Raw genomic sequence first — 24,232 nt, 5'->3', positions numbered from 1 at the left:
TGGGAGCTGGGGTCGAATGTTGAAAACCGGCGCGTCTGCGCTGGTTTCACGAACTGGCCGGCAGACTTTGACCCAGTGTCCGCGCCAGGACAAGCCTGCGGAGCCGGCACCGTGGCGAGTCAGCCGATCGGCTAGTCTTGCTGATGACTGTAACTGGCCGCGCAGACGCTGCAGCGGTCGCGGCGACAAAGGGGCTGATCGTGGAATCTGTTCACTTCGATATCGATGCCGTGATCCAGCGCCTGCTGGACGAGGCCTACGGCCTGCTCAGCGCCCTGCCGTTGCTGCTCCTGGCCCTGCTGGTGGTGTGGCTGGCCTGGCTGGTCGGACGCTGGCTGTCGCAGCGCACCCTGCTCGAGCGCCTGGCCAAGCGCAATCCGTTCCTGCGCGAGCTGGCGCGCACCACCGCGCAGTGGGCGGTGACCTCGGTCGGGGTGCTGGTGGCACTGGAGATCATGGACGCCACCTCGCTGGTGGGCGCCGTGCTGGGCACGGCGGGTGTGCTCGGCGTAGCCCTGGGTTTCGCCTTCAAGGAAACCCTGGAGAACTACCTGGCCGGCATCCTGATGAGCCTCCGCCAGCCCTTCGCACCCCGCGACCATGTGGTGATCGATGGCAACGAGGGCCTGGTGATCGCCCTGACCTCGCGGGCGACCATCCTGATGACCCCGGACGGCAATCACCTGCGCCTGCCCAATGCCCTGGTGTTCCGCAGCGTCACCCTCAACTACACGCGCAACCCCAGCCGCCGCTTCGAGTTCGACGTCGGCCTGGGCGGCGACCAGGACCTGCTGCTGGCCCAGCAGCTCGGCATCGACCGCCTCAGGCAGCTGGAAGGCGTCATGCCATCGCCGCCGCCGCGCGCCTTCATCAGCGCCCTGGGGGACTCCAACGTGCAAGTGCGCTATCACGGTTGGGTGGATCAGCGCAGCCACGACTTCCTGATGGTCAAGAGCGAAGCCATGCGCCAGGTCACCGCAGCATTGGGCGAGGCCGGCATGGACATGCCGGAGCCCATCTACCGCCTGCACGTCCACGAACAGGCCCAACCGCCAGCCGAGGCGGCGGCGCCGAACCGCAAGCCGCCCCCGGCGACGGCGGCACAAGCGGACACGCGGGTGATCACCGACCTGGTCGAACAAATCGATCAGGAACAGCGTGCCCATGATGCAGAGGATTTGCTCGATCCGACCGCGCCCAAGGAGTGAGGGCGAGCTCGCTGGCCGGTGCGGGAAAGAAGGGGCACGTCAACCAGCGCTGTGCGATCAGCGCGGCGCCGCCAGGCGTCTCACTTCGCGCTGCACCATGCTGGCGTATTCCGGCGGCGACATGTCGCCCAGCTGGGCGCGCAGCCACTCCTCCCACTTGCCCTTGCGCTTGCCCTTCTCGGCGAACAGGCGCGCCGCGTCGGCCTTGGCGCGCTGCAGGTTGTGCTGCCACAACTCGAACAGACGGGCCTTCTCCGCCTCCGCCACGTCGCGCTCTGCCGCGGGTTTGTCTGCCAGGTTGTAGCTCATCGGGGACTCCAGCCAGTGGAAAAAAGCCGCGCATTCTACGCACTTTCCCCCACCCGGCCAGGCCTAGTTCCCGTTACCAGAGGACCGGTCGTCGCTCGGCGCGGCCTCCATCTGCACCTCGACCACCAGGTCGGTCTTCTCTTCGGGCGCGGGCTGGCCGGTCAGCGCGCCGATCATCGCCCACTGCTGGTCGAGTTCGCCGCTGATCTGCGCCAGATGGTCGATCATGCGCTGACCCGCGCGATGGCTGGCGGCATCACTGCTGCGCATCAGCTCGAACGACAGCTGCGTCAGCGCCGCGGTCAGGTGGGTCATGCTGCGTGTATTGAGGCTGAGCAGCTGCGCCAACTGACTGTCTTGCGTATCCATACGACTTCTCCTTGGCGGAATCGGCGGCCGGCCACATCGATCCACTCCGTGGCCGGCACCCCTCATCCTGCCAGCATAGACGGCAGCGAACGGGAGAAGTCCGAGATCCGCGGACGCGGGCCCATGACGCCCCAGCGCGCGGCCTGGCGGTCGTCCGCTTCAGACGGACGGCACTGGAAAACTGCCGCTCAGGCCCTTGCCGGGCCAGCGCGGCCTCAGCTCTTCAGACGATAGCCACTCTTGAAGATCCAGCCGACGGCCACGATGCACAGCAGCAGGAAGCCGAGGATCATCGCCAGGCTGAGCCCCACGTTGACGTCCGACACGCCGTAGAAGCTCCAGCGGAAGGCGCTGATCAGGTACACCACCGGATTGAACAGGGTCACCGTCTGCCACAGCGGCGGCAGCATGCTGATCGAGTAGAAGCTGCCGCCGAGGAAGGTCAGCGGCGTGACGATCAGCGCCGGCACCACCTGCAGCTTCTCCCAGCCGTCGGCCCAGACGCCGATGATGAAGCCAAACAGGCTGAAGGTCACCGCCGTGAGCACCAGGAAGGCCAGCATCCAGACCGGATGGAGAATCTCGAAGTCGACGAACAGCCGCGCCGTGAGCAGGATGATCAGGCCGAGAATGATCGACTTGGTCGCCGCCGCGCCGACGTAGCCGATGAGGATTTCCAGGTAGGACACCGGCGCCGACAGCAGCTCGTAGATGCTCCCGGAATACTTGGGCATGTAGATGCCGAACGAGGCGTTGGAGATGCTCTCGGTGAGCAGCGCCAGCATGATCAGCCCCGGCACGATGAAGGCGCCGTAGCTGATCCCCTGCACCTCGGTCATGCTCGAGCCGATGGCCGAGCCGAACACCACGAAGTACAGCGAGGTGCTGATCACCGGGGTGGCGATGCTCTGCAGCAGGGTGCGCCAGGTGCGCGCCAGCTCGAACAGGTAGATGGCGCGGATCGCGTAGAGGTTCATGCGCGTTGCTCCCGCACCAGGTTGACGAAGATCTCCTCCAGCGAGCTCTGGCTGGACTGCAGGTCCTTGAAGTCGATGCCGCGCTGGGCCAGGTCCTTGAGCAGCTCGGCGATGCCGGTGTGCTCGCGCTGGGCGTCGAAGGTGAACACCAGGGCATGGCCCTCGTCCGCCAGTTCCAGGGGGTGGGCGGCCAGCTCGGCGGGAATGCTCGCCAGCGGCTGCTGCAGCTGCAGGGTCAGCTGCTTCTTGCCGAGCTTGTGCATCAGCACCTGCTTGTCCTCGACCAGGACGATGCGTCCCTTGCTGATCACCCCGATGCGGTCGGCCATCTCCTCGGCCTCCTCGATGTAATGGGTGGTGAGGATGATGGTCACCCCGCGCGCGCGCAGGCCGCGCACCATGTTCCACATGTCGCGGCGCAGCTCGACGTCGACCCCGGCGGTGGGCTCGTCGAGAAACAGGATCTGCGGTTCGTGGGACAGTGCCTTGGCGATCATCACCCGGCGCTTCATGCCGCCGGACAGCTCCATGATCTTGGCGTCACGCTTGTCCCACAGCGACAGGTCGCGCAGCAGGCGCTCCAGGTAGGCCGCGTCGGCCTTCTTGCCGAACAGCCCGCGACTGAACTTGACCGTGGCCCAGACCGTCTCGAACACATCGCTGACCAGCTCCTGGGGCACCAGACCGATCTGCGCGCGGGCGGCGCGGTAATCGCGGACGATGTCGTGACCGCCGACCCGCACCGAGCCGCCACCGGGATTGACGATGCCGCAGATGATGCTGATCAGGGTGGTCTTGCCGGCGCCGTTGGGCCCGAGCAGGGCGAAGATCTCGCCCCGGCGAATCTCCAGGTCGATGTTCTGCAGCGCCGGGTGGCCGGAGGCGTAGGTCTTGTTCAGTTGCTGGATGGAGATAACCGGTTGCACGAAATGGCCTTGGCTGGAAAAGAGAAAGGCAGAGTGTAGGGAAACAGGGGTGGGGTAAGGCAAGCACGGCGCACAGCCATGACCGACGGCTGTTGAGCCCGCTCAGGCAGCCTTGCATGATGGAAGGCATGACCTCCGTCGCCGATTCGGCCTCGACCGACCGCGCGCTGGCGAGTTTCCATCCGGCCGTGGCCGCCGATTTGCCGCGTGGGGCCGGGCAGAAGGCTAGAGGAAGTCGACCGCTCAACCCGCGGCCCGGCCACAATTCTGCCCATTCAAACGGATTCGGATCGGAGCCCATGTATCACGGAGAACGACTCAACGCCTGGACCCATCTGGTCGGCGCCCTCCTCGCCGCACTCGGCGCCATCTGGCTGCTGGTGCTGGCCAGCCTGCAAGGCGACCCCTGGAAGATCGTCAGCATGGCCATCTACGGCCTCACCCTGCTGCTGCTCTACAGCATCTCCACCCTGTACCACAGCCTGCGCGGCCGGGCGAAAACCATCATGCGCAAGCTCGACCACCTGTCGATCTACCTGCTGATCGCCGGCAGCTACACGCCGTTCTGCCTGGTGACCCTGCACGGCCCCTGGGGCTGGTGGCTGCTGGGCATCGTCTGGAGCCTAGCGCTGATCGGCATGCTGCAGGAGATCAAGCCACGCAGCGAGGCGCGGGTGCTGTCCATCGTCATTTACGCGCTGATGGGCTGGATCGTCCTGGTCGCGGTCAAGCCGCTGCTGGCCGCCCTCGGCGGCGCGGGCTTCGCCTGGCTGGCCGGCGGAGGCGTCTGCTATACGGTGGGCATTCTGTTCTTCGCCTACGACGAACGCTTCCGCCACTGGCACGGCATCTGGCACCTGTTCGTCATCGCCGGCAGCTTGCTGCACTTCGTCGCGGTGTGGCGCTACGTGTTATGACGTCGGCTGCGAACAACCACTAAAGCTCTCGCCCCCCCCTGCGGACGTGCCACGGGACGGCCAGCCCGTGGATCACCAGGCTGCGGGTCAGGCCCATGACGCTGCCGAGCCTGCGAACGACGCAGTGGAATCAACTGGCGAATGCTAACGATTCCGTTTTTGTCTATAATGCCGGCTTTTTGCGCGAGGCCGGTGCGCCGTGGACGCTCTTACTCTCTTTTACAGCCATCTGGCTGAGCTGCTGATCGAGCCGATCAGCAGGCAATTCGCCGGCATTTTCGACCTCAACGGGCGCTTCGGCGTGCTGTTTCTCTCGGTCTCCTACGCCGTGGCTTACGGCCTGTATCGCTGGCGCAAACAGCGCGGGCAGACCGAGGCGCGCTCGTTCTGGCAGTTCATCGGCGGCAGTCGGGTGCATTTCCATCGCTCCGCGTTGCTGGATTACCGCTACTACTTCGTGCGCGCGATCCTCAAGGTGGCGCTGGTGGTGCCCATCGTCGGCCTGGTCGATCCCTACATCCTGCGCTCGGCCGACTACGTCGCCTTCTTCACCAACCTCTGGGGCGCGCGGCCGCAACTGGGCGAGAACCTGGCCCTGTCGCTGCTGTACGGCCTGGGTGTGTTCCTGGTGCTCGACTTCGTCCATTACTGGGCCCACCGGGCCTTTCACTCGCGCTGGCTGTGGGAGTTCCACAAGGTCCACCACTCGGCGCCGGTACTGGTGCCGGCGACCGCGAGCCGGGTGCACTTCGTGGAGAAGATCGTCGGCAAACTGGCCACCGGCGTATTCCTCGGCGCCTACGCTGGGACCTTCTGGTACCTCTGCGGCGGCGAGATCAGCCGCTACACTTTGTTCGGCGTCACCTACCTGATCTTCATCTGCAACGCCCTGGCGGCCAACCTGCGCCACAGCCACGTCTGGCTGTCGTTCGGGCCGGTGATCGAGCATGTGCTGAACAGCCCGGCCCAGCACCAGATCCACCACAGCGACGCGCCCAAGCACTTCAACAAGAACTTCTCCACCAACCTGTCGCTCTGGGACTGGATGTTCGGCACGCTCTACGTCACCACCCCCAAGCCCGAAGCCATCCAGTTCGGCACCCCGGACCACGAGCGCTACCTGACGATCTACAGCCTGATCGTCACGCCCTTCGTGGCCACGGCGCGCAAGTTCCTCCCAGGAAAGCGGCCGCAGGCGGCCGCGCCCGCGCGCTCGGAAAACTCCTACAGCTAACCTGACCCGAGGCGACCGCCCGCCCTAGAACAGCCCGAGCTGGCCGTCCACCAGCCTGCCGAAGTCATCGTCGACGAACGGCAGTATGGCGTCCGCCACCGGCTGCAGCTGGCGCGTCAGGTAGTGGTCGTAGTCGATCGCCGCCTGCCGGGTCTCCAGCGGCTCCGGCCCCGCCAGGGTTATCACGTAGCTGATCCAGCCGCCGCTCTGGTACTGCAGGGGCCGGCCCTGGCGGGCGTTGTAGTCGTCGGCGATGCGCGCCGCGCGCACGTGCGGCGGGACGTTGCGCTGGTAGTCGTCCAGGCGCCGGCGCAGGCGCTTGCGGTAGACCAGCAGCTCGTCGAGTTCGCCGGCCAGGGTGCGGCGCACGTAGTCGCGCACGTAGTCCTGGTAGGGCTGGCGCAGGAAGATGCGCTGGTAGAGCTCCTGCTGGAACTGTCGGGCCAGCGGCGACCAGTCGGTGCGCACGGTTTCCAGGCCCTTGTAGACCATCTCGATGCTGCCATCGGCACGGCAGACCAGGCCGGCGTAGCGCTTCTTGCTGCCCTCCTCGGCGCCGCGGATGGTGGGCATGAGGAAGCGGCTGTAATGGGTCTCGAACTGCAGCTCCAGGGCGCTGTCGAGGCCGAATTCGGCGCGCAGGTGCTCGCGCCACCACTGGTTGACCCGCTGCACCAGCGCCCGGCCGATGCGCGCCGCATCCTCCTCGCCATGGGCCCGCTTGAGCCAGACGAAGGTGGAGTCGGTGTCGCCGTAGATCACCGCATAGCCCTCGGCCTCGATCAGCTCGCGGGTGCGACGCATGATCTCGTGGCCGCGCAGGGTGATGGAGGAGGCCAGGCGCGGGTCGAAGAAGCGGCAACCGCTGGAGCCGAGCACGCCGTAGAAGGCGTTCATGATGATCTTCAGCGCCTGGGACAGCGGCTGGTTGCCCTCGCGCTTGGCCGCCTCTCGCCCCTGCCAGACTCGCGCCGCGATGGCCGGCAGGCAGTGGCGGCTGCGCGAGAAGCGGGCGCCGCGAAAGCCCGGCACCGAGTCGCTGTCGGCCGGATGGCGCAGGCCCTCCACCAGGCCCACCGGATCGATCAGGAAGGTGCGGATGATCGAGGGGTACAGGCTCTTGTAGTCGAGCACCAGCACCGACTCGTACAGCCCCGGACGCGAGTCCATGACGAAACCACCGGGGCTGGCCTCGGGCAGGCGTTCGCCGAGGTTCGGCGCGACGAAGCCCTGGCGATGCATCTGCGGCATATAGAGGTGGGTGAAGGCGGCCACCGAGCCGCCGCTGCGGTCGGCGGGCAGGCCGGTGACGGTGGCGCGCTCGAGCAGGAAGGTCAGCAGCTCGGTCTTGGCGAAGATCCGGGTCACCAGCTCGCAGTCGCGCAGGTTGTAGCGCGCCAGGGCGGGCTTGTCCTCGGCGAACATGCGGTCGATCTCGTCCATGCGCTGGTAGGGGTTGTCGAGCGACTTGCCTTCGCCGAGCAAGGTCTGGGCGACGTTCTCCAGGCTGAACGAGGGAAAGCTCCAGGTCGCCGAGCGCAGCGCCTCGATGCCGTCGATGATCAGCCGCCCGGCCGCCGCGGCGAAAAAGTGGCTGTTGCGGCTGCCATGCTCGCGCCACTCCATCGCCTCGCCGCCGCGCCCGAGGCGCAGGGGCACCTGCAGCTGCTCGGCATGGGCGTGCAGCACGCGCAGATCGAACTGCACCAGGTTCCAGCCGATGATGGCGTCGGGGTCGTGGCGGGCCAGCCACTGGTTCAGCCGCTCGAGCAGCTCGGCGCGGCTGGCGCAGTAGTCGAGGCTGAAATCGAGCGCCGGGTCGGCGCCGTTGGCCGGCCCGAGCATATAGACCTGGCGCTGGCCGCAGCCTTCCAGGGCGATGGAGTACAGCTCGCCCTGGGCGGTGGTTTCGATATCCAGGGAGACCAGGCGCAGGCTGGGGCGGTAGTCCGGCGCCGGCTTCAAGCGCGCGTCGAGCAGCACGCCGTGCTCGTCGGCGCGGCCGTCGAAGCGCACCGGCGCGGTGATGAAGCGCTCCATCAGGTAGCGCTCGGGCGGGCGGATGTCGGCCTCGTAGACGCTCACGCCCTGCTGGCGCAACAGCTTGTCGAGGCGCATCAGCTGGCGGTGCTGGCGGCAATACAGACCCAGTACCGGGCGGTGGCGAAAATCACACAGCTCCAGGGGCCGCAGCTCCACCTCGCGTTCGCCCCGCAGCAGCGCTTCGGCACGCTCGCGCTGCTCGGCGGGAATGAAGGCCACCGAGGGCTGGTGCGGCAGGCGGATGAGCCGCGGCCCCTGGTCGGTCGCCAGCCAGAACTCGACTTCGGTGCCTGCGGGCGTATCGCGCCAGTGCCGGGTCAGCACGAAACCCTGCTGTAGATCCACCGCTGCAACCCCAAGTTTCTGTTTCAACAGGCGATTCTACGTGCCAAGGGCGGAGATTGCGCGGCCGCTGGCCAGGCCATGGGCGCACGGCGGAAAATTCTCCGGGCCGGCGCTAACGAACGCCCGCCGCCGCGGTCCAACCCGCGATTGGGCCGCGCCCAGTCGTGTCGATCCTCATTGCTTGTGGGAGCCCCCTTTGTCAGCTGCCTATTCGCGCCGCCTGTTGCGCCTGGCGTCACTGCTCCTTGGTCTCGGTTCCAGTCATTGCGCCTTCGCCTGCCCGCCCGGGCAGCATCAGGTGTGCGTGGTCGCCTGCTTCTGCGCCCCCGGCAGCCGCGAGGAGATGGGCGCCATCTTCGACGACGTCGGCAAGATGGCCGCGACGAGCCTGGAACAGTGGCTGGTGCGCTCGCGCAACGCGGCAGCCGCCGGTACGACCCACCCCATTCCGCTGCACATCCGCGCCCACCTCGAGCCCTACTACGACCTGCAGGTGCTCGACTCGGCCCGCTACAAGGTCGGCGAGGATGTCCAGCTGACGGCCGGACACACCCTGCTGCAGAACCCCGACGTGCGCGCCGTGACCCTGATCGACATCATCGTCTTCCGCCACGAGCAGGACGCGCTCAACGATGTGGCGTTGTGGGCCCATGAGCTGAAACACGTGCAGCAGTACCAGCAATGGGGCGTCGGCGCGTTCGCCAGCCGTTATACCCGCGACCACGCGGCGGTGGAGGCGCCGGCCTACGAGATCCAGCGCGCGGTGGCCAAGGCCCTGGCGGCGGCCCCGGCCGAGGCCGCGCCCACGCCCTAGCGATCGCCCCAGGGTTTGAACTATCCGGGGTGAGCAGCGTCCGTCTTAATAACGTCCGATAAGAATGCCGTTGCCCATGCCCGCTCGCCGCTGGCCCCTGCCCTGGCTGAAGTCACTGGCACTGACTTACTGCTCTTTGCTGCTCCTGCACCAGCTGCTGCTGTGGTCGGGTCTGGACGACCGCCTGTACCTCGCCTGGCTGCACTGGAGCATCCCCGCCGAACAACAGGCGCGCGCCATAGACTTGTCCGACTACCGCGTCGAGGTCGAAGCACGGCCGCTGCCAGGGGTCGCGCACAACGCCTCGGGGCTGACCTGGAACCGGCAGCGCCAGACCCTGTTCCTCGCCCTCAACGGGCCCAACCAGCTGCTGGAACTCAGCCCCGAGGGCGAGCTGCTGCGGCGCATCGAGCTGCGGGGCTTCGAGGACGTCGAAGGCGTCGACTGGGTCGGCGGCGACCGCTATGTGCTGGCCGATGAGCGCAGGCACAGCCTCATCCTCATCGAACTGGCCGACGATGCCACCCAGCTCGATCGCGGTGCCGCCCGCAGCTTCGCCCTCGACCAGGGAAGCGGCACCAACAAGGGCTTCGAGGGAGTGGCCTGGGACCCGGCGGACAACGGTCTGTATGTGATCAAGGAGCGCGACCCCATGCGTCTGTACAAGCTGCACGGGCTGCTCGGGCGGCCTGCGCCGCAATCGCTGAGCCTGCAGCGCGATCTGCCCCAGGCGCGGGCTGCGCTGGCGTTCAACGACGACCTGGCGGGGCTGCACTACGACCCGGCCAGTGGCAGCCTGCTGGTGCTCAGCGACGAATCGCGCCTGCTGAGCGAGATCAGTCCCCAGGGCCGGACCCTGAGCTTCCTCGAGCTGAGTCGCCACTGGCACGGCCTGCAACGAGCGGTGCCCCAGGCCGAAGGCGTCGCCATGGACGAGCGCGGCACCCTCTACCTGGTCAGCGAACCCAACCTGCTGTACGTGTTCAGGCCCCGCGCCGAGGGGCCCTAGCCGCTCGTCTCGGGCCGTATCAGTCCACCGCGAAGCAGTACAACAAGCCGGCGCCGCCGGTGCCGATCAGGGCCTCCTGACTGCAGCCGCGACTGGGGTGCGAGGAGTTCCAGGAGCGCGAGGGCGCATCGTCGCGCAGGCCCATGCGGTCGTGGTGGCCGACCTGGGCGGCACCTTCGGCACTGCTGGTCCAGTTGCCGCAGGTGCGGTCCTCGCCAGGTGCGAATGCCGTGCCGTCCGCCCGGGAGCCGGTGAGGATGTCATGCTGGTTCGGCGAGTCGCCGCGGCCCTTGATCATTTCACCGCGCTCGTCGAGGGCGGTGTCCTTGTTCAGCCGGTTGTCACCGTGCAGCTCGGCGACACTGCCGGCAATGACCACGTCCTTGGCGTTCTGCCAGGGCCCCGGGCCGATGCGATCACGGGCATTGACGGCCACTGCACCGTCGAGTGCCGAGGTGCTGAGGTAGGCATGCCAGGTATGCTGACCGGCGCCGGCGCTGCTGGCCAGGCGCTGGCAGTGGCCGTCGGCGCCGACAAGGCCACCCAGGTCTGCCCCCTTGCCCATGCCCTGGCTGGTGACGAAGAAGGTCATGTCGGCCGGGCCCGCCTGGCTGCTCAGGCTGCAACTGAGCGCGAGCAGGGCGGCGGGCAGGGTGCGGTAGAGCATCGTCTTGTACATAGCTAATCCTCCAGTGAGATAACGCCCCCCAGCGCCGAGTGACACCCCTTGAGCCTAGATGACGGCGACGTCCGCCGGCGTACCTCATGTCGGCCCCCGGGTACTGTCGGGTGACCGAAAAAATTGCCAAACTGCGGCTCAAGGCGCCGCGCCACCGGCGGCGCACCTGAACGCGAGTCGCGCCCATGACGCCGCCCATTGCCCCGATCGACGAGCTCGACGACATCCTGGCGCTGCTGCGCGCCTGCGATCTGCCGGTGGCCGATATCGCGCCCGGTCCCGCCCAGCAATTCTTCGGCCTGCGCGACGGGCTCGGGCTGATCGGCGTGGTCGGCCTCGAAACCATGGGCGCGGTCGGCCTGCTGCGCTCCGTGGCGGTGGCCCCGGCCTACCGCAGCCAGGGCCTGGCGGCGCAGCTGGTGGCATTCGGCGAAGCCCGCGCCCGCGCCCAGGGCGCCGAGCAGCTGTTTCTGCTGACCACCAGCGCCGCCGACTACTTCATCCGGCTCGGCTATCGGCCCATGGAAAAATCGAAGGCGCCGCCCGCCGTGCAGGCCACCGCGCAGTTCGCCGGTCTCTGTCCGGCCTCCTCCGTCCTGCTGTGCAAGGCCCTGGGGCGGCCCGCTGCTGATAGCTCGAAATAGAGCCTCGGGCTGACCCCGTCACGGGCAAGTGCGCTACTCTTCGCCGGCGGCGGCAACAGCGCCGCAGGTCAGCCAAGGATTTCCCGCGCACCATGTCCGCCAATGCGTTGTTCCCCCGCCATCTCGCCGTACTGCTGCTGGCCGCCCTCGCCTGCATCCTGGCCGGCAACCATGTCGCTGCCCGCGTCGCCTTCGACGACGATGCCGGCGTGCTGCTGGCGGTGCTCTGCCGCTCGGGCACGACCCTGCTGGTGCTCGGCGCGCTGGTGCTCTATCAGCGTCAAAGTCTGCGCCTGCCCCCTGGAACCTGGCCCTGGCAGCTGCTGATGGGCCTGCTGCTCGCCACCCAGAGCCTGTGTCTGTACTCGGCGGTGGCGCGCATCCCGGTGGCCCTGGCGCTGCTCGCCGCCAGCACCTTCCCGATCATCCTGGCGCTGCTCACCTGGGCCCTCGGCGGGCCGCCGCCTACCCGGCGCACGGCCTGGCTGATGGGCTTGATCCTGTTCGGCCTGCTGTTCGCCCTGGACGTGCCGGCCTACCTGGGCAGCGACACAGAGGCCAGCCCGCAAGCGCTGCTGGGCATCGGCCTGGCGCTGTGCGCGGCCTGCGCCTTCGCCAGTGCCCTGTGGGTGACCGAGCACCGGCTGGCGGGCCTGCGCGGTTCGGTGCGCAGCATGCTGACCATGCTGGTGGTGTTCGCCAGTTCCCTGCTGGCCGGCGCCCTGGAGCTGATACCGGGCGGCGCCGCGCAACCGGCCAGTACCACCGGCTGGATCGCCCTGGCGGTGCTGGCCCTGCTCTACGGCACCGGCTTCAGCCTGCTGTTCATCTGCATGCCGCGTCTGGACATGGCGCGCAACGCGCCGGTGATGAACGTCGAGCCGGTGGCGACCCTGCTGCTCGGCTGGCTGGTGCTCGGCCAGACTTTGGGCCCGCTGCAACTGCTCGGCGGGGCCATAGTGGTCGGCGGCATCGTCCTGCTGACCTATCGTAAACAACCATAGGCAAGAGTCGTTGCTGGCAACGGCTCGAATGCGCCATCAACCGCCCCCAAGGAGGACCTTCGCATGCCGATCAAACCCATCCCCAGCGCCGCCTGCCTGGCCCTGCTCGTTCTGCTGGCGGGTTGCAGCTCGCCGGCGAAGCCGAGCGACCCGGGTGGCGACACCAGCTGCCGCGCCGAGGCGGTACCGGGCATGCTCGGCAAGCCGGCCACCGCCGAGCGGGTCGAGCGGGCACGGGAGCAGACCGGGGCGAAATCGGTGCGGGTGCTGGCGCCCGGCGATATGACGACCCTCGAGCATGATCCGCAGCGCCTGACCATTCACATCGACGAAGCCGAGCTGATCCAGCGCATCCACTGCGGCTGAGCGATCGGCGCCGCGCCGGCCTGGGTGTTTTCGCCGAGAGCGCAAGCCATGTCCGGCACCAATGCGGCACAATCGACCCTCGTACTGCCCGGGCCCACTGCACCATGCTGATCGACGAAGAGTTCACCCTGAAGAAGCTGGAAATCTTTCTGGCCTTTATGCGCAGCGGCAACCTGAGCCGCGCGGCCGCCGAACTGGAGACCAGCAACGTCAGCGTGCACCGCGCCATCCACTCCCTGGAAAACGCCCTGCGCTGTCCGCTGTTCAAGCACGAGGGGCGCAACCTGCTGCCACTCAGGAGTGCCTACGTGCTCGAAGAAAGGGCCCAGCGACTGATCCATGACGTGCTCGACAGCGTGCGCCTGACCCGCGAGGCCGCCGGCTTCTCCGCCGAGCGTTTCAAACTCGGCGCGCTCTACTCGCTGACGGTGAAGACCGTGCCGCAGCTGATCATGGGCCTCAAGCTGCGCCGCAGCGAGCTGAATATCGACCTGATCCTGGGCTCCAACGTCGACCTGCTGCACAAACTCAAGGACATGGAGGTGGACGCCATCCTGGTGTCCCTCGACGGGTCGATCAACGACCCGGACTGCGAACAGCTGCCGCTGTTCGCCGACGACATGTTCCTCGCCGTGCCGGTCGAATCGCCGTTCGCCCAGCGCGCCGAGGTCGACCTGGCCGAATTGCACGACGCCAGCTTCATCACCCTGACCCAGGGCTTCTCCACCCACCAGGATGGCGTGCGGGTGTTTCAGCAGGCGGGCTTCGAGCCGAAGGTGGCGATGCAGGTGAACGATGTCTTCACCCTGCTCAGCATGGTCAGTTCGGGAGTCGGCTACGCCCTGCTGCCGGGGCGCATCGCGGCGGTCTACGAGAACCGGGTGAAGCTGATTCCGCTGCAGGCCCAGTACCACCTGCAGCAGCATATCGGCGTGGTCTTCCTCAAGGCCAAGGAGCGTGACCCCAACCTGCTCGCCCTGCTGGCCGAATGCCGCATGTACAGCGTCAACAATAGGCCCGCGCCTTAGGCGGACAAGGCGGCTCAGTCCGCCTGGGCGTGCAGCAACGGCAGGCTGGCGATCAGGTCGCCGAAGCGCTTGCCCTGGATGATCACGTGCTCGCGCAACAGCTCGTTGGCCTTGTCGCCGTCGCCGGCCTGGATCGCCGCGACTATGGCCTCATGCTCGTTCAGCGAGGTGGGGATGCGATCGCGTACCCGCAGCTGCAGGCGGCGATAGGGCCGCAGACGGCGGCGCAGCACCCAGGCCTGCTCGACCAGGAAGGAGTTCTGGCTCGCCGTATAGATGATGCCGTGGAACTCATCGTTACGTTCGTAGTAAAGGTCGGGGTCGCCGGAGGCGCGGACCTCCTCGCAGGCCTGCTGCGCCGCCACCAGCGCCGCCTCCTGCTCCTTGCTGATGCGCCGCGCCGCCAGGCGCCCGCACATGCCCTCCAGTTCGGCCATGACCTCGAACATCTCCACCAGCTTCTGCGGGCCGACCTCGGCAACCACCGCGCCGCGGCGCGGGCGAATCTCCACCAGGCCGGCATTGGCCAGCTGGTTCAGCGCCTCGCGCACCGGCGTGCGGGACACGCCGAAGCGCTCGGCCAGCTCGGTCTCGTCGAGGTGTTTGCCGGGCGGCAGCTTGCCGAAGGCTATCAGTTCTTCAATTTCGTCGCGGACTGCTTCCGAGCGCATCTTGTTCATGGATAACCCTTTCCTGCATACACGGCTATTGACATGCATTCTGAATCCTCTATCTTGCATGCACAACAACAAACATTGCACCCGATAGAGGCTATGGGTGCATCTTAAGCCTGGCCTGCCTGGATTTACAGCCGCCTTGTCGGCCGTGGATAACAGACTGCCGCGCTGGAGGTTAACCGTGATGTCGGATCTCTCTTCCCTGGGCAAGGTCAAAGCACTCGCCTTCGACGTGTTCGGTACCGTGGTCGATTGGCGCGGCAGCATCAGCCGCGAAGCACAGCAGATCGGCACAGCCCTGGACATCCAGCGCGACTGGACGCAGTTCGCCGACGCCTGGCGCGATGGCTACGCCCCGGCCATGGACCAGGTGCGCAAGGGCGAACTGCCCTGGATGAACATCGATTCGCTGCACCGCCTGATCCTCGACTCGATCGTCGAGCCTTTCGGCCTGGCCGGCCTGGATGACGCCCAACGCGACCACCTCAACCGTGCCTGGCATCGCCTGCAGCCCTGGGCCGATTCCCTCGAAGGCCTCACGCGACTCAAGCGCCGCTTCACCCTCACCACCCTGTCCAATGGCAATTTCTCGCTGCTGACCAACATGGCCAAGCAGGCCGGGCTGCCCTGGGACTGCGTGATCTCCGCCGAATTGTTCGGCCACTACAAACCCGACCCGCAGACCTACCAGGGTACGGCCCGGCTGCTCGACATCGCGATCGACGAACTGATGCTGGTGGCCGCCCATCCCAGCGACCTGCGCGCCGCCCGCGCCCAGGGCTGCCGCACCGCCTACGTGATCCGTCCGCTGGAGTTCGGCGAGGGCTACCCGCCCTATCGTTATGAGGCGGACGAATTCGACCTGGTCGCCGAGGACTTCAACGACCTCGCCGCCCAGCTGGGCCTCTGAGTACGAGGCCAGAAACAGACTTCCCCCAGCAGCACCGGGGTCTCGGCCGGCAGCGCAGCTGCCCCGGGGCCTAGCACCCATGCATCCAATGAACAGGCAACTTTTATGAGCAGAACCAGCTACCGCATCGGCCAGATCGTGCCCAGCTCCAATACCACCATGGAAACCGAAATTCCGGCGATATTGCGCGCCCGTGAAGGCGTCGAACCCGAGCGCTTCACCTTCCACTCCAGCCGCATGCGCATGCAGAAGGTCACCAAGGAGGAGCTGGAGGCCATGGACCGCGACTCCGACCGTTGCGCCCTGGAGCTGGCCGATGCGCGCATGGACGTCCTTGGCTACGCCTGCCTGGTGGCGATCATGAGCATGGGCCGCGGCTATCACCGCATCTCGGAGCAGCGCCTGCACGAACGCACCGTGGCGGCCGGCGGCCCGGCGCCGGTGGTGACCAGCGCCGGCGCCCTGATCCAGGGCCTGAACGCCATCGGCGCCAAGAAGGTGTCGATTCTCACCCCCTATATGAAGCCGCTGACCCAGTTGGTCATCGACTACATCGAAAGCGAGGGCATCGAGGTGGTCGACAGCATTTCCCTGGAGATCCCGGACAACCTGGAAGTGGCCCGCCAGGACCCGCTGGCCCCGGCCGAGATCACCAAACGCCTGAACACCAACGTCGACGCCATCGTCGCCTCGGCCTGCGTGCAGATGCCGTCGCTCGAGTCGATCCAGATCATCGAGGACCGTGTCGGCCTGCCGGTGCTCTCCGGCTCCGTCTCGACCGCTTACATGATGCTCAAGAAGCTCGGCCTGAAAACCTACGCCCCCGGCTTCGGCTCCCTGCTGTCGGGTAAGTACTGACCCCATTCTTTCGGCTAATAACCCTGGAGGATCGAATCCGTTACAACTGCACCGCCCAGCCTCAACCGCACAAAACAAAAACAATGGAGACCTCAATGAAGAACGCACTGCATAAAACCATCCTCTCCGGCGCCATCGCCGGCCTCCTCAGCCTGGGCATGAGCCTCAGCGCGGTCGCGGCCGACAGCATGACCCTCAAGGTGTCCCACCAGTTTCCCGGTGGCACCATCGATGAAGGCGACTTCCGTGACCGCCTGGTGCGCAAGTTCGCCCAGGAAGTCGAGCAGCGCAGCAACGGCGAGCTGAAGTTCGAGATCTTCCCGGGCAGTTCCCTGGTCAAGACCCCGGCCCAGTTCGGCGCCCTGCAGAAGGGCTCGATCGACATGACCCTGTACCCGCTGGCGTACGAAGGCGGCAAGATCCCGGAGGTGAACATCACCCTGATGCCCGGCCTGGTCACCAGCTACGAGCAGGGTCACCGCTGGAAGCAGGCGCCCATCGGCCAGGAGCTTGAGCGCATCCTCGAAGACAAGGGCGTCAAGGTCATCACCTGGATCTGGCAGGCCGGCGGCGTGGCAGCCAAGCCCAAGGCAGTGCTGCTGCCGGAAGACATCAAGGGCACCAAGATCCGCGGCGGCAGCAAGCACATGGACATGATGTTCAAGGCCGGCGACGCCTCGGTCACCAACGTGCCGTCAAACGAGGTCTACAGCGCCATGCAGACCGGCGTACTGGACTCCACCGTGACCTCCAGCACCTCGATCCTCAGCTTCCGCCTGGAGGAAGTGGCCGACCACGTCACCACCGCCGAGCAGAACACCTTCTGGTTCATGTTCGAGCCGCTACTGATGGCCAAGTCCACCTTCGAGCGCCTGTCGCCCGAACAGCAGAAGATGGTGATGGAAGTCGGTGCCAGCCTGGAACAGTTCAGCATCGACGAGTCGAAGAAGGACGACTTCCGTGTCGCCGAAGTCTTCGAGAAGGCCGGCAAGAAGGCCTACCGGATGGATGACGCCGCCTTCGCCCAGTGGCGCGAACTGGCCAAGGGCAGCTCCTGGAAGGACTTCGCCGAAGAGGTGAGGAACGGTCAGGAACTGCTGGACATGGCCACCGCGGTGAAGTGACACGCCCCTCCTGCCCCCAGCTCCGCACGGAGCCGGGGGCTTGCTTTTGAGGTATCCGTATATGAACAACAATGCCTGGCGCTGCATCGGCGAGGCCATCAAGGGCTGCAACAGCCTGATGGCCTACGTGTCGGCCCTGCTGATCGTCGCCTGCACCCTGGTGCTGGTGTACGAAGTGCTTACCCGCTACCTGCTCCAGATCTCCAACGACTGGGTGATCGAGCTGAGCATCTTCATGCTGATTTCCGCGACCTTCCTCGCCGCGGCACAGACCCAGCGCGAGCGCGCCCATGTCGGCATCGAAGTGCTCGACGAGGTCATGTCGGCCAAGTGGAACCGCTGGCGCTACCTGCTGGGCGATGTCCTGTCGATGCTGTTCTGTGGCTTCGTCGCCTACCAGTCCTGGCTCTACTGGCACGAGGCCTGGGATGGCGGCTGGGAATCCAGTTCCTCCTGGGCGCCCAAGCTGTGGATCCCCTACATCTTCATGGCCATCGGCATGAGCCTGCTGACCCTGCAGTTCGTGGTGCAGATCATCGAGCAATTTGCGCTCAAGGCCAGTGATGCGGAGCAGATAGCGGCCTCCCATCAACACCAGCCATCTCTGGGAGATTGACATGGGCGTATTAGAAATCGGCCTGCTGTACACGGCCTTCACCCTGGTGCTGCTGTTCTCCGGGATGCCCATCGCATTCGCCCTGGGATCCTCGGCCCTGACTTTCATGTTCCTGTTCATGCCCAGCAGCAACCTGGGGATGATCGCCGAAACCATTTTCGGCGAACTGGACAACTTCACCCTGCTGACCATCCCGCTGTTCATCCTGATGGGCGCGGCGATCGGCAAGACCCGGGCCTCGGTGGACCTTTACGAGTCGGCCTACCGCTGGCTGTACAAGGTGCCCGGCAGCCTCGGCGTGGCCAACGTCGCCGGCTGCACCATCTTCTCCGCCCTGTGCGGTTCGAGCCCGGCCACCTGTGCGGCGATCGGCGGCATCGGCATCCCGGAGATGCGCAAGCGCGGCTACTCCAGCGGCCTGGCCTCGGGCCTGATCGCCGCCGGCGGCACCCTGGGCATCCTGATCCCGCCGAGCATCACCCTGATCATCTACGGCGTGATCGCCGAGCAATCGATCGGCAAGCTGTTCGTCGCCGGCATCATCCCCGGCCTGCTGCTGGCCCTGCTGTTCGCCTGCTGGGTGGTCGTGCAGTTCCTCCATGAGCGCAAGCAGGCCCAGGCCGGCAGCGGCCATGCCAGCAGTGGCGAGCTGCTCAAGGAAGAAAGCTTCAGCTGGGCCGAGCGCTTCGAGTCGCTGCCGCGCCTGCTGCCGTTCCTGCTGCTGATCGGCATGATCATGTTCGCCATGTACGGCGGCATGGGCACCCCGTCCGAAGTGGCCGGCCTCGGCGCCTTCGGCGCGATGATCCTGGTCGCCCTGCTCTACGGCTGCTACCGCTGGAATGACATCAAGGCGATCCTGCTCGGCTCGGCCCGCGAGTCCTGCATGATCATGATGATCATGGCCATGGCGTTCCTCTTCACCTACGTGATGAGCTACCTGCGCATCAGCCAGAGCGCCGCGGAATGGCTGATCAGCCTGGAGATGTCGAAGTGGGCCCTGCTGTTCTGGGTCAACATCCTGTTGCTGGGGCTGGGCTTCTTCCTGCCGCCGGTGGCGATCATCCTGATGGTCACCCCGGTGATACTGCCGGCGATCCTGGCGGCCGGCTTCGATCCGATCTGGTTCGGCATCATCCTCACCATCAACATGGAGCTGGGTCTGATCACCCCGCCGGTGGGGCTCAACCTGTTCGTGATCAACGGCATCGCCCCGGACATCTCCTTCGGCGAGATCGCCCGCGGCATCCTCCCGTTCATCGCCATCATGTGCCTGTACATCATCCTGCTGGCGGTCTTCCCGGAGATCGTCACGGCCCTGCCGAACATGTTCTACGACTGATTCGCGCAGCACCGACGACACCCCAACCATCGCGTCCGGCAGCGGGCGCGATGGTTTTTTTATGGCTATGTACCAATAGCGTGTTGCAGGGTTCTGCCTACCGCCTCCTGAATGCAGTGAGCCGGCCGAATATTCCGCTGATAGCGCTCTAGCATGCGGCGCCAGCCCAGGTAATTCGGGAGGTAGCGGGTGGCCACGCCGTGAAAGCGGGTCATCCAGCTCTTCAAGCGGCTGTGGTAGGCGTTGACGTTCTGAATATGGAAAGCGCCTTGGCGCACTCGCTGGCCGGGGCGGGCATGCACGACCTGATGGGTGATGCCCTGTGCCCGGGCAAAGCTGGCATAGACTGCCGCCCCGTCACTGCAGAGCACGGCCTCCCGGTCGATCAGCGGCATCAACGCCTCTCGCACATGATTGGCATCGAGCTTGGCCAACTTGAAGTCAGCGGTGTGGCCCTCCCGGTCGCGCACCACCATCACCGGGATCTGGTCTTTACCCGTGCCGCGGGTCACGCTCACCCCACCTCGTTTACGGGGCGGCCGAGGCAACTGCCTCTGGCCCTTGAAGGACTCCAGAAAGAACGTCTCATCCACTTCGACAATCCCTGCCTCATGCGTGGCGTGATGCTCAGCCGCTGCAGCCAGGAAGCGGTGCCTCCAGAGGAAAGCGGTGTTTTTGCTGATGCCGCATGCCTGGGCCGCCTTGCGCACGCTAAGCCCGTCAATCAGTGCCTGGGCGTAGTCTTTCCAGCGTTCGGGGTAGTGCAGGCGGGCAAGGCCTGTTGCTGAGCGCGCGGTGCAAGTCCGTCGACAACTACGGCAACGATAGCGGCGCAGACTGCGCGACCAACCCCAGGGCGCAAGCTGATTCGCATTGGTCTGGCAATGCGGGCAACGCTGCAGCGCCGGCAGGCAATCGAGCACTTCTGTCGCCGGCGGGTTCCGCAGTGCCTGATGAAGCGTAGATTTCTGATGGGCGCTGAGTTGGCTCAGTTGAGCCAGCCAGTGGTGAAAGGCTTGAGTATCCATAATCGGCAGACCTCCTGATTGGAACTCTGCCGTTTAGATTAGTACTCGCAACACATCGTTGGTACATAGCCTTTTTTATGCCCTGGATTGGCCGGCTTGGCGTGGGCGGGGCGCAGGCTGCCGGACCGCGCAGCGGGGCGGCCAGCCGGTGCGACTCAGCCGCCACGCACGGCAGCGAGGCCCTGGACAGCAGATGGGAGGGAGGAGAAGCGGCTTAGCGGTCCAGCCCCTGGGCCTGGCTCAACAGGGCGTCCAGGCTGTCCAGGCGGGTGCCCTGGAAGGCGACCACCGCGCCGGCGCCGAAGACCCGCCGCGCCAGGCCGCTGAGCACGGCGCCGGGCGGCATCTCCAGATGCAGGCGCACGCCACGTTCGACGGCGGTCTGCAGGGTGCTGTGCCAGTCGACCACGCGGCACATGTTATAGGCCAGGTCGTCACGCAGCTTGTCCGCATCGACGATCAGGCGCGCCGAGCTGCCGCTCAGGTAACGCACGCCGGGCCGGCGCACCTCGACCTTCGCGAAGGCCCGGGCCAGGCGCTCGGCGGGAGCGGCGAGCAGCTCGCAATGGGACGGCACGCTGACTGCCAGGGGCTTGGCCGCCCCGGCGCCGGCCGCCCGCGCCCTCTCGGCCAGGGCGGTCATGCCGGCGACGCTGCCGGCGACCACCACTTGGCTCTCGGCGTTGATATTGGCCAGGTAGACCGGCTGCGCCGGCCCGTGCACCTGGGCGATCAGGCGCTCGACCTGGCCCAGGTCGAGGCCGAGGATGGCGGTCATGCCATAGCCGCTTGGATAGGCGGCCTGCATCAGCTCGCCGCGCAGCGCAACCAGCCGCACGGCATCGGTAAATTCGAGGGATTCGGCGGTCACCGCCGCCGCGTAGGCGCCGATGGACAGCCCCGCCACATAGTCCGGGCGATGGCCGCGCTGGGCCAGCAGGCGGGCACAGGCCACCCCGGCGATCAGCAGGCACAGCTGCACGGCGCGGGTCGAGGCCAGCGCCTGAATGGAGTCCAGCGCCAGCACGTCCTCGCCCAGCGCCGCGCTGGCTTCGGCCAGGCAGGCGCGCACCGACGGTTCGTCCGGCAGCTGATGGAGCATGCCGGGCTGCTGGGCACCCTGACCGGGAAAGGCCCAGAGCGTGCTCATGCGGGCGATCCGAGCGGCGCCCAGGGGTCGGCCACCAGCCGTGGTCCGTCCTGCGCCTTGAGCAGCACGCGCGTCGCTCCGCTGGCCCATTCGCGCAGCGCCACGGCCCCGTGGGGGGTTTCCAGCTGCACGTCAACCTTGCCCGGCAGATCGCCGAACAGGGCGCACAATTGCCCCGCCCGCTGCCGAGAAAGCGGCGCAGGCGTGCGCAGCACCAGGTCCAGGTCGCTGCCGGCATGGGCGGCGGCCAGGCCGCTGGCCAGCTCGAAGCCAATACTGCCGGTCACGCCCCAGGCCAGGCCGCAGCCGTCCAGGGGCGCCTGCAGCAGGCTCAGGGCGCGCAAGGCGGGCCAGTGCGAATGGGGATGGTCGTGCCAGCCGCGCGCGCTGGCGAGCCGTTCCGGGCTGAGCCGGCGGCGAATGTCGCCCAGGCGCATCCAGGTGGCGAAACGCTGGTCGCGGGACTGGCCGCGGACGCCGACTGCGACCCAGCCGGGCGCGGCAACGGCGCGCCGCACCACCACCGGCGGCTGCTGGCGTAGCGCCTCAAGGGCCCAGGCGGGCGCGCTATCCGGCAGTTGCTCGGCGCCCAGGCCCCAGAGCAGGTCGTGGGGCCTGGGCGCACCGGCGTGATCGGTCATGCAGGCACCTCCCGTCTTCTGAACAGGCACCGCGCCGAGCAGGGACGGCGCGCTACCACTGCGCCTTGAGCAACTCGCGCACCTTCAGCGAGGCGCTGCGATTGGCCGCCCCGAGTCGCCCGCGCAGGTCGACCGCAGTGCCGGCGATGTCCTCCAGGGCCGCCGCGAGACAGTCGCGCACCACGGCGACATCCGCGGCAGTGGGCTGCAGCGCGTCGCTCACCGCCTGGGTCTTCCACAACAGGCCGAGGGACCCGTAGCTGTCCAGATCATAGGCCATGGGTGGCACGCTGGCAGCCAGGGCCTCCAGCTCCTCGACGCTGCGCAGGGTGACCCGCGCCGCCGAGGCCTTGCCCATCGCATGCACCATCACCCCCGGATCGTTCAGGGCGATCAGGCGGTTGGCCTGGTAGCCATGGGCGAGGAAGGCGCCGGACATGGCCTTGCCGACCAGCAGGCCGACCACCGGGTGTCCGGCCAGGCGCGCACGGGCGTAGCTGTCCACGGCGCCGGCCAGGGCCTGGTGGATGCCGTAGGCTTCCTCGCGGCGACCATAGGCCTGGCTCGGCACATCGATAATGGCGATCAGCGCACGCTTCTCGGCGCCGTCGGCATCCGCCTCGATGGCCTGGTCGATGACCTGGGCCAGGCCCCAGCCTTCGAGCAGGCCGACCTCACCGTTGCGCGCCCGCGGAAAGGGGTTGTCGTCGTCGGCAACCACGGCCAGCAGCCGTGCGGCGCGCCCGCCCAGCCGGGTGTCGGCGACCAACAGCGAGGCCGGCAGGCCGGCCAGTGGGCTGGCGCCGTCGCTCAGCGCGTTGAACCAGTTGCGGCCCCGTTGTTCGACAGCAGCGTTCATGCCGACTCTCCTGTGTAGGCGTTGCGCACCGCGGCGGCGTCCGCCTGGATGCTTGTATCGACGGCCTGCAGACGCGCCAGGTACCAGGCGTGCCGGCGGCTGCGCTCGAGGGCTGGCTGGCCCTGGCGGAACAGCGCCGAGACCTGCTGGCGAATCTGCTCCAGGTCGTCGGCGACATAGGCGTCGACCAGGCCCGAGGCGAAACGCTGCTCGCCGCCGGTCAGGCTCCAGATGAACGACCGGTCGCGTGAGTCGTACTCCTCCACGCCGGCTTCCTGCTCGATCACCTGGGGGCCATTGAGGCCCAGCCGCGCCTCCTGGGTCACCACCAGGTAGCTACACAGCCCGGCGGCGATCGACATGCCGCCGAAGCAGCCGACCGGGCCGGCGATCAGGCCGATCACCGGCTGGTACTGGCGCAGCTCGACGATGGCCGCCTGGATCTCGGCAATGGCGGCCAGGCCGAGGTTGGCTTCCTGCAGGCGCACACCGCCGGTTTCCAGCAGCAGCACGGCGCGGGTCGGTATGCCATTGCGGTTGTCCTCGGCGGCCAGTTCCAGGGCACCGGCGATCTTCGCCCCGCCGACCTCGCCAAGACTGCCGCCCTGGAAGGCGCCTTCGATGGCGGCGACCAGCGCCGGCTGACCGTCGATCAGGCCCTTGGCGACTATCACGCCATCATCGGCCTGGGCCACGATGCCCTGCTTGGGCAGCCAGGGCGAAGTGATTCGTTCGAAGGGATCGAGCAGCTCGCGGAAGCTGCCGGGATCCAGCAGCGCCTGGGCGCGCTGACGGGCGCCCAGCTCGACGAAGCTGCGTTGCTGCAGCAGGCGGCTGACCCGGTCCAGGCTTGTGTCACTCATGGTTCAGCGCCTCCAGTCCCTGCTCCAGGCGCAGCCGGACCACGCCGGGGGTCGCGCCGAAATCGTGGATCGCGATGCTCAGCGCCGGCAGGCTCTGCTCGCGGAACATGCGCTCGAACAGCTGCTGCCAGCGCGGTGCGCTGCCGTTGACCGAGGTCACCACCTGGATCGCCAGGGTGCCGGCCGCGCCGGGCTCGAGCAGCACTTCCAGATCGCCCGAGCCGACACAGCCGACCAGGGCACGTCCGCGGGCGGGTTGCCCGGCGGGAAATTCAAAAGACAAGGTTTCCAT

27 protein-coding genes are annotated in these 24,232 nt (G+C 67.1%); 14 read left to right on the top strand and 13 right to left on the bottom strand.

The window, feature by feature from the left end; all coding sequences use genetic code 11:
* Positions 1–200: 200 nt before the first annotated feature.
* Positions 201–1,208, top strand: coding sequence for a mechanosensitive ion channel family protein (locus KDW96_RS17705; protein ID WP_255837534.1), 1,008 nt, complete (start codon positions 201–203; stop codon positions 1,206–1,208).
* Between the two features lie 57 nt (positions 1,209–1,265).
* On the opposite strand, the gene KDW96_RS17700 is transcribed toward KDW96_RS17705, so the two are convergent.
* From KDW96_RS17700 to KDW96_RS17685, 4 genes are all read right to left on the bottom strand, one after another.
* Entirely contained in the window at positions 1,266–1,517 is a 252-nt protein-coding gene (locus tag KDW96_RS17700) for a hypothetical protein (RefSeq protein ID WP_255837533.1), read from the bottom strand.
* Between the two features lie 63 nt (positions 1,518–1,580).
* The gene (gene plzR, locus KDW96_RS17695) at positions 1,581–1,886 is read right to left on the bottom strand and encodes a PlzR type 4 pili assembly inhibitor (protein ID WP_255837532.1); all 306 of its coding nucleotides are present in this window, start codon (positions 1,884–1,886) and stop codon (positions 1,581–1,583) included.
* Positions 1,887–2,101: 215 nt separating this feature from the next.
* Positions 2,102–2,863 carry an ABC transporter permease gene (locus KDW96_RS17690; RefSeq protein ID WP_255837531.1) on the bottom strand — a complete coding sequence of 254 codons (762 nt, stop codon included), beginning with the start codon at positions 2,861–2,863 and terminating at the stop codon, positions 2,102–2,104.
* On the bottom strand, positions 2,860–3,789 hold the full coding sequence (locus KDW96_RS17685) for an ABC transporter ATP-binding protein (protein ID WP_255837530.1): 930 nt from the start codon (positions 3,787–3,789) through the stop codon (positions 2,860–2,862). The genes KDW96_RS17690 and KDW96_RS17685 overlap by 4 nt, the downstream gene beginning before the upstream one ends.
* Before the next feature lie 299 nt (positions 3,790–4,088).
* Here KDW96_RS17685 and trhA point away from each other — a divergent pair, with 299 nt between their 5' ends.
* Complete coding sequence (gene trhA, locus KDW96_RS17680) at positions 4,089–4,706, top strand: PAQR family membrane homeostasis protein TrhA (protein WP_255837529.1); 618 nt, start codon at positions 4,089–4,091, stop codon at positions 4,704–4,706.
* 199 nt (positions 4,707–4,905) lie between these two features.
* A complete protein-coding gene (locus tag KDW96_RS17675) occupies positions 4,906–5,940 on the top strand; it encodes a sterol desaturase family protein (RefSeq protein WP_255837528.1) in 1,035 nt (344 codons plus the stop codon).
* Between the two features lie 24 nt (positions 5,941–5,964).
* On the opposite strand, the gene KDW96_RS17670 is transcribed toward KDW96_RS17675, so the two are convergent.
* Complete coding sequence (locus tag KDW96_RS17670) at positions 5,965–8,328, bottom strand: DNA polymerase II (protein WP_255840559.1); 2,364 nt, start codon at positions 8,326–8,328, stop codon at positions 5,965–5,967.
* Between the two features lie 196 nt (positions 8,329–8,524).
* Between KDW96_RS17670 and KDW96_RS17665 the strand changes: the two genes are divergently transcribed.
* A complete protein-coding gene (locus KDW96_RS17665; protein ID WP_255837527.1) occupies positions 8,525–9,142 on the top strand; it encodes an eCIS core domain-containing protein in 618 nt (205 codons plus the stop codon).
* Positions 9,143–9,218: 76 nt separating this feature from the next.
* On the top strand, positions 9,219–10,151 hold the full coding sequence (locus tag KDW96_RS17660) for an SdiA-regulated domain-containing protein (protein ID WP_255837526.1): 933 nt from the start codon (positions 9,219–9,221) through the stop codon (positions 10,149–10,151).
* A 19-nt stretch (positions 10,152–10,170) separates the two neighbouring features.
* On the opposite strand, the gene KDW96_RS17655 is transcribed toward KDW96_RS17660, so the two are convergent.
* Positions 10,171–10,830, bottom strand: a complete 660-nt coding sequence (locus KDW96_RS17655; protein ID WP_255837525.1) for a hypothetical protein — start codon at positions 10,828–10,830, stop codon at positions 10,171–10,173.
* A 185-nt stretch (positions 10,831–11,015) separates the two neighbouring features.
* Between KDW96_RS17655 and arsN2 the strand changes: the two genes are divergently transcribed.
* The 4 genes from arsN2 (at position 11,016) to KDW96_RS17635 (ending at position 13,872) form a co-directional block, all read left to right on the top strand.
* Positions 11,016–11,474, top strand: a complete 459-nt coding sequence (gene arsN2 / locus KDW96_RS17650; protein ID WP_255837524.1) for an arsenic resistance N-acetyltransferase ArsN2 — start codon at positions 11,016–11,018, stop codon at positions 11,472–11,474.
* Positions 11,475–11,566: 92 nt separating this feature from the next.
* Positions 11,567–12,478, top strand: coding sequence for an EamA family transporter (locus KDW96_RS17645; protein ID WP_255837523.1), 912 nt, complete (start codon positions 11,567–11,569; stop codon positions 12,476–12,478).
* Positions 12,479–12,541: 63 nt separating this feature from the next.
* Positions 12,542–12,844, top strand: a complete 303-nt coding sequence (locus KDW96_RS17640) for an I78 family peptidase inhibitor (protein ID WP_255837522.1) — start codon at positions 12,542–12,544, stop codon at positions 12,842–12,844.
* Positions 12,845–12,948: 104 nt separating this feature from the next.
* Complete coding sequence (locus KDW96_RS17635; protein WP_255837521.1) at positions 12,949–13,872, top strand: LysR family transcriptional regulator; 924 nt, start codon at positions 12,949–12,951, stop codon at positions 13,870–13,872.
* 14 nt (positions 13,873–13,886) lie between these two features.
* Here KDW96_RS17635 and KDW96_RS17630 read toward each other — a convergent pair whose 3' ends face one another.
* Positions 13,887–14,552 (bottom strand): GntR family transcriptional regulator, encoded by a 666-nt coding sequence (locus tag KDW96_RS17630; protein WP_255837520.1) that lies wholly within the window; start codon positions 14,550–14,552, stop codon positions 13,887–13,889.
* 181 nt (positions 14,553–14,733) lie between these two features.
* Here KDW96_RS17630 and KDW96_RS17625 point away from each other — a divergent pair, with 181 nt between their 5' ends.
* The 5 genes from KDW96_RS17625 (at position 14,734) to KDW96_RS17605 (ending at position 19,399) form a co-directional block, all read left to right on the top strand.
* Positions 14,734–15,459 (top strand): haloacid dehalogenase type II, encoded by a 726-nt coding sequence (locus tag KDW96_RS17625; RefSeq protein ID WP_255837519.1) that lies wholly within the window; start codon positions 14,734–14,736, stop codon positions 15,457–15,459.
* A 105-nt stretch (positions 15,460–15,564) separates the two neighbouring features.
* Positions 15,565–16,317, top strand: coding sequence for a maleate cis-trans isomerase family protein (locus KDW96_RS17620; protein WP_304665560.1), 753 nt, complete (start codon positions 15,565–15,567; stop codon positions 16,315–16,317).
* A 95-nt stretch (positions 16,318–16,412) separates the two neighbouring features.
* Positions 16,413–17,441: a TRAP transporter substrate-binding protein DctP gene (dctP, locus tag KDW96_RS17615; protein ID WP_255837518.1), complete on the top strand. Its 1,029-nt coding sequence runs from the start codon at positions 16,413–16,415 to the stop codon at positions 17,439–17,441.
* A gap of 61 nt (positions 17,442–17,502) precedes the next feature.
* The gene (locus KDW96_RS17610; protein ID WP_255837517.1) at positions 17,503–18,057 is read left to right on the top strand and encodes a TRAP transporter small permease; all 555 of its coding nucleotides are present in this window, start codon (positions 17,503–17,505) and stop codon (positions 18,055–18,057) included.
* Position 18,058: 1 nt separating this feature from the next.
* Entirely contained in the window at positions 18,059–19,399 is a 1,341-nt protein-coding gene (locus tag KDW96_RS17605) for a TRAP transporter large permease (protein WP_255837516.1), read from the top strand.
* Positions 19,400–19,464: 65 nt separating this feature from the next.
* Here KDW96_RS17605 and KDW96_RS17600 read toward each other — a convergent pair whose 3' ends face one another.
* The 6 genes from KDW96_RS17600 to KDW96_RS17575 all read right to left on the bottom strand — a co-directional run bounded on the left by KDW96_RS17600 (position 19,465) and on the right by KDW96_RS17575 (position 24,232).
* Entirely contained in the window at positions 19,465–20,427 is a 963-nt protein-coding gene (locus KDW96_RS17600) for an IS1595 family transposase (protein ID WP_255837515.1), read from the bottom strand.
* A gap of 214 nt (positions 20,428–20,641) precedes the next feature.
* Positions 20,642–21,577: a malonate decarboxylase subunit epsilon gene (gene mdcH, locus KDW96_RS17595; protein ID WP_255837514.1), complete on the bottom strand. Its 936-nt coding sequence runs from the start codon at positions 21,575–21,577 to the stop codon at positions 20,642–20,644.
* Positions 21,574–22,218, bottom strand: a complete 645-nt coding sequence (locus KDW96_RS17590) for a malonate decarboxylase holo-ACP synthase (RefSeq protein ID WP_255837513.1) — start codon at positions 22,216–22,218, stop codon at positions 21,574–21,576. Before KDW96_RS17590 ends, mdcH begins: the two co-directional genes overlap by 4 nt.
* A 52-nt stretch (positions 22,219–22,270) precedes the next feature.
* Positions 22,271–23,077, bottom strand: a complete 807-nt coding sequence (gene mdcE, locus KDW96_RS17585; RefSeq protein WP_255837512.1) for a biotin-independent malonate decarboxylase subunit gamma — start codon at positions 23,075–23,077, stop codon at positions 22,271–22,273.
* A complete protein-coding gene (locus KDW96_RS17580; RefSeq protein ID WP_255840557.1) occupies positions 23,074–23,925 on the bottom strand; it encodes a biotin-independent malonate decarboxylase subunit beta in 852 nt (283 codons plus the stop codon). The genes mdcE and KDW96_RS17580 overlap by 4 nt, the downstream gene beginning before the upstream one ends.
* A 7-nt stretch (positions 23,926–23,932) precedes the next feature.
* Positions 23,933–24,232, bottom strand: coding sequence for a malonate decarboxylase subunit delta (locus tag KDW96_RS17575; RefSeq protein WP_255837511.1), 300 nt, complete (start codon positions 24,230–24,232; stop codon positions 23,933–23,935).

Source organism: Pseudomonas benzenivorans (genome assembly GCF_024397895.1).
Classification (GTDB): Bacteria; Pseudomonadota; Gammaproteobacteria; order Pseudomonadales; family Pseudomonadaceae; genus Aquipseudomonas; species Aquipseudomonas benzenivorans_A.
The sequence above is the reverse complement of the archived record's forward strand: the minus strand, read 5'-3'. Positions and strand labels throughout refer to the sequence as shown.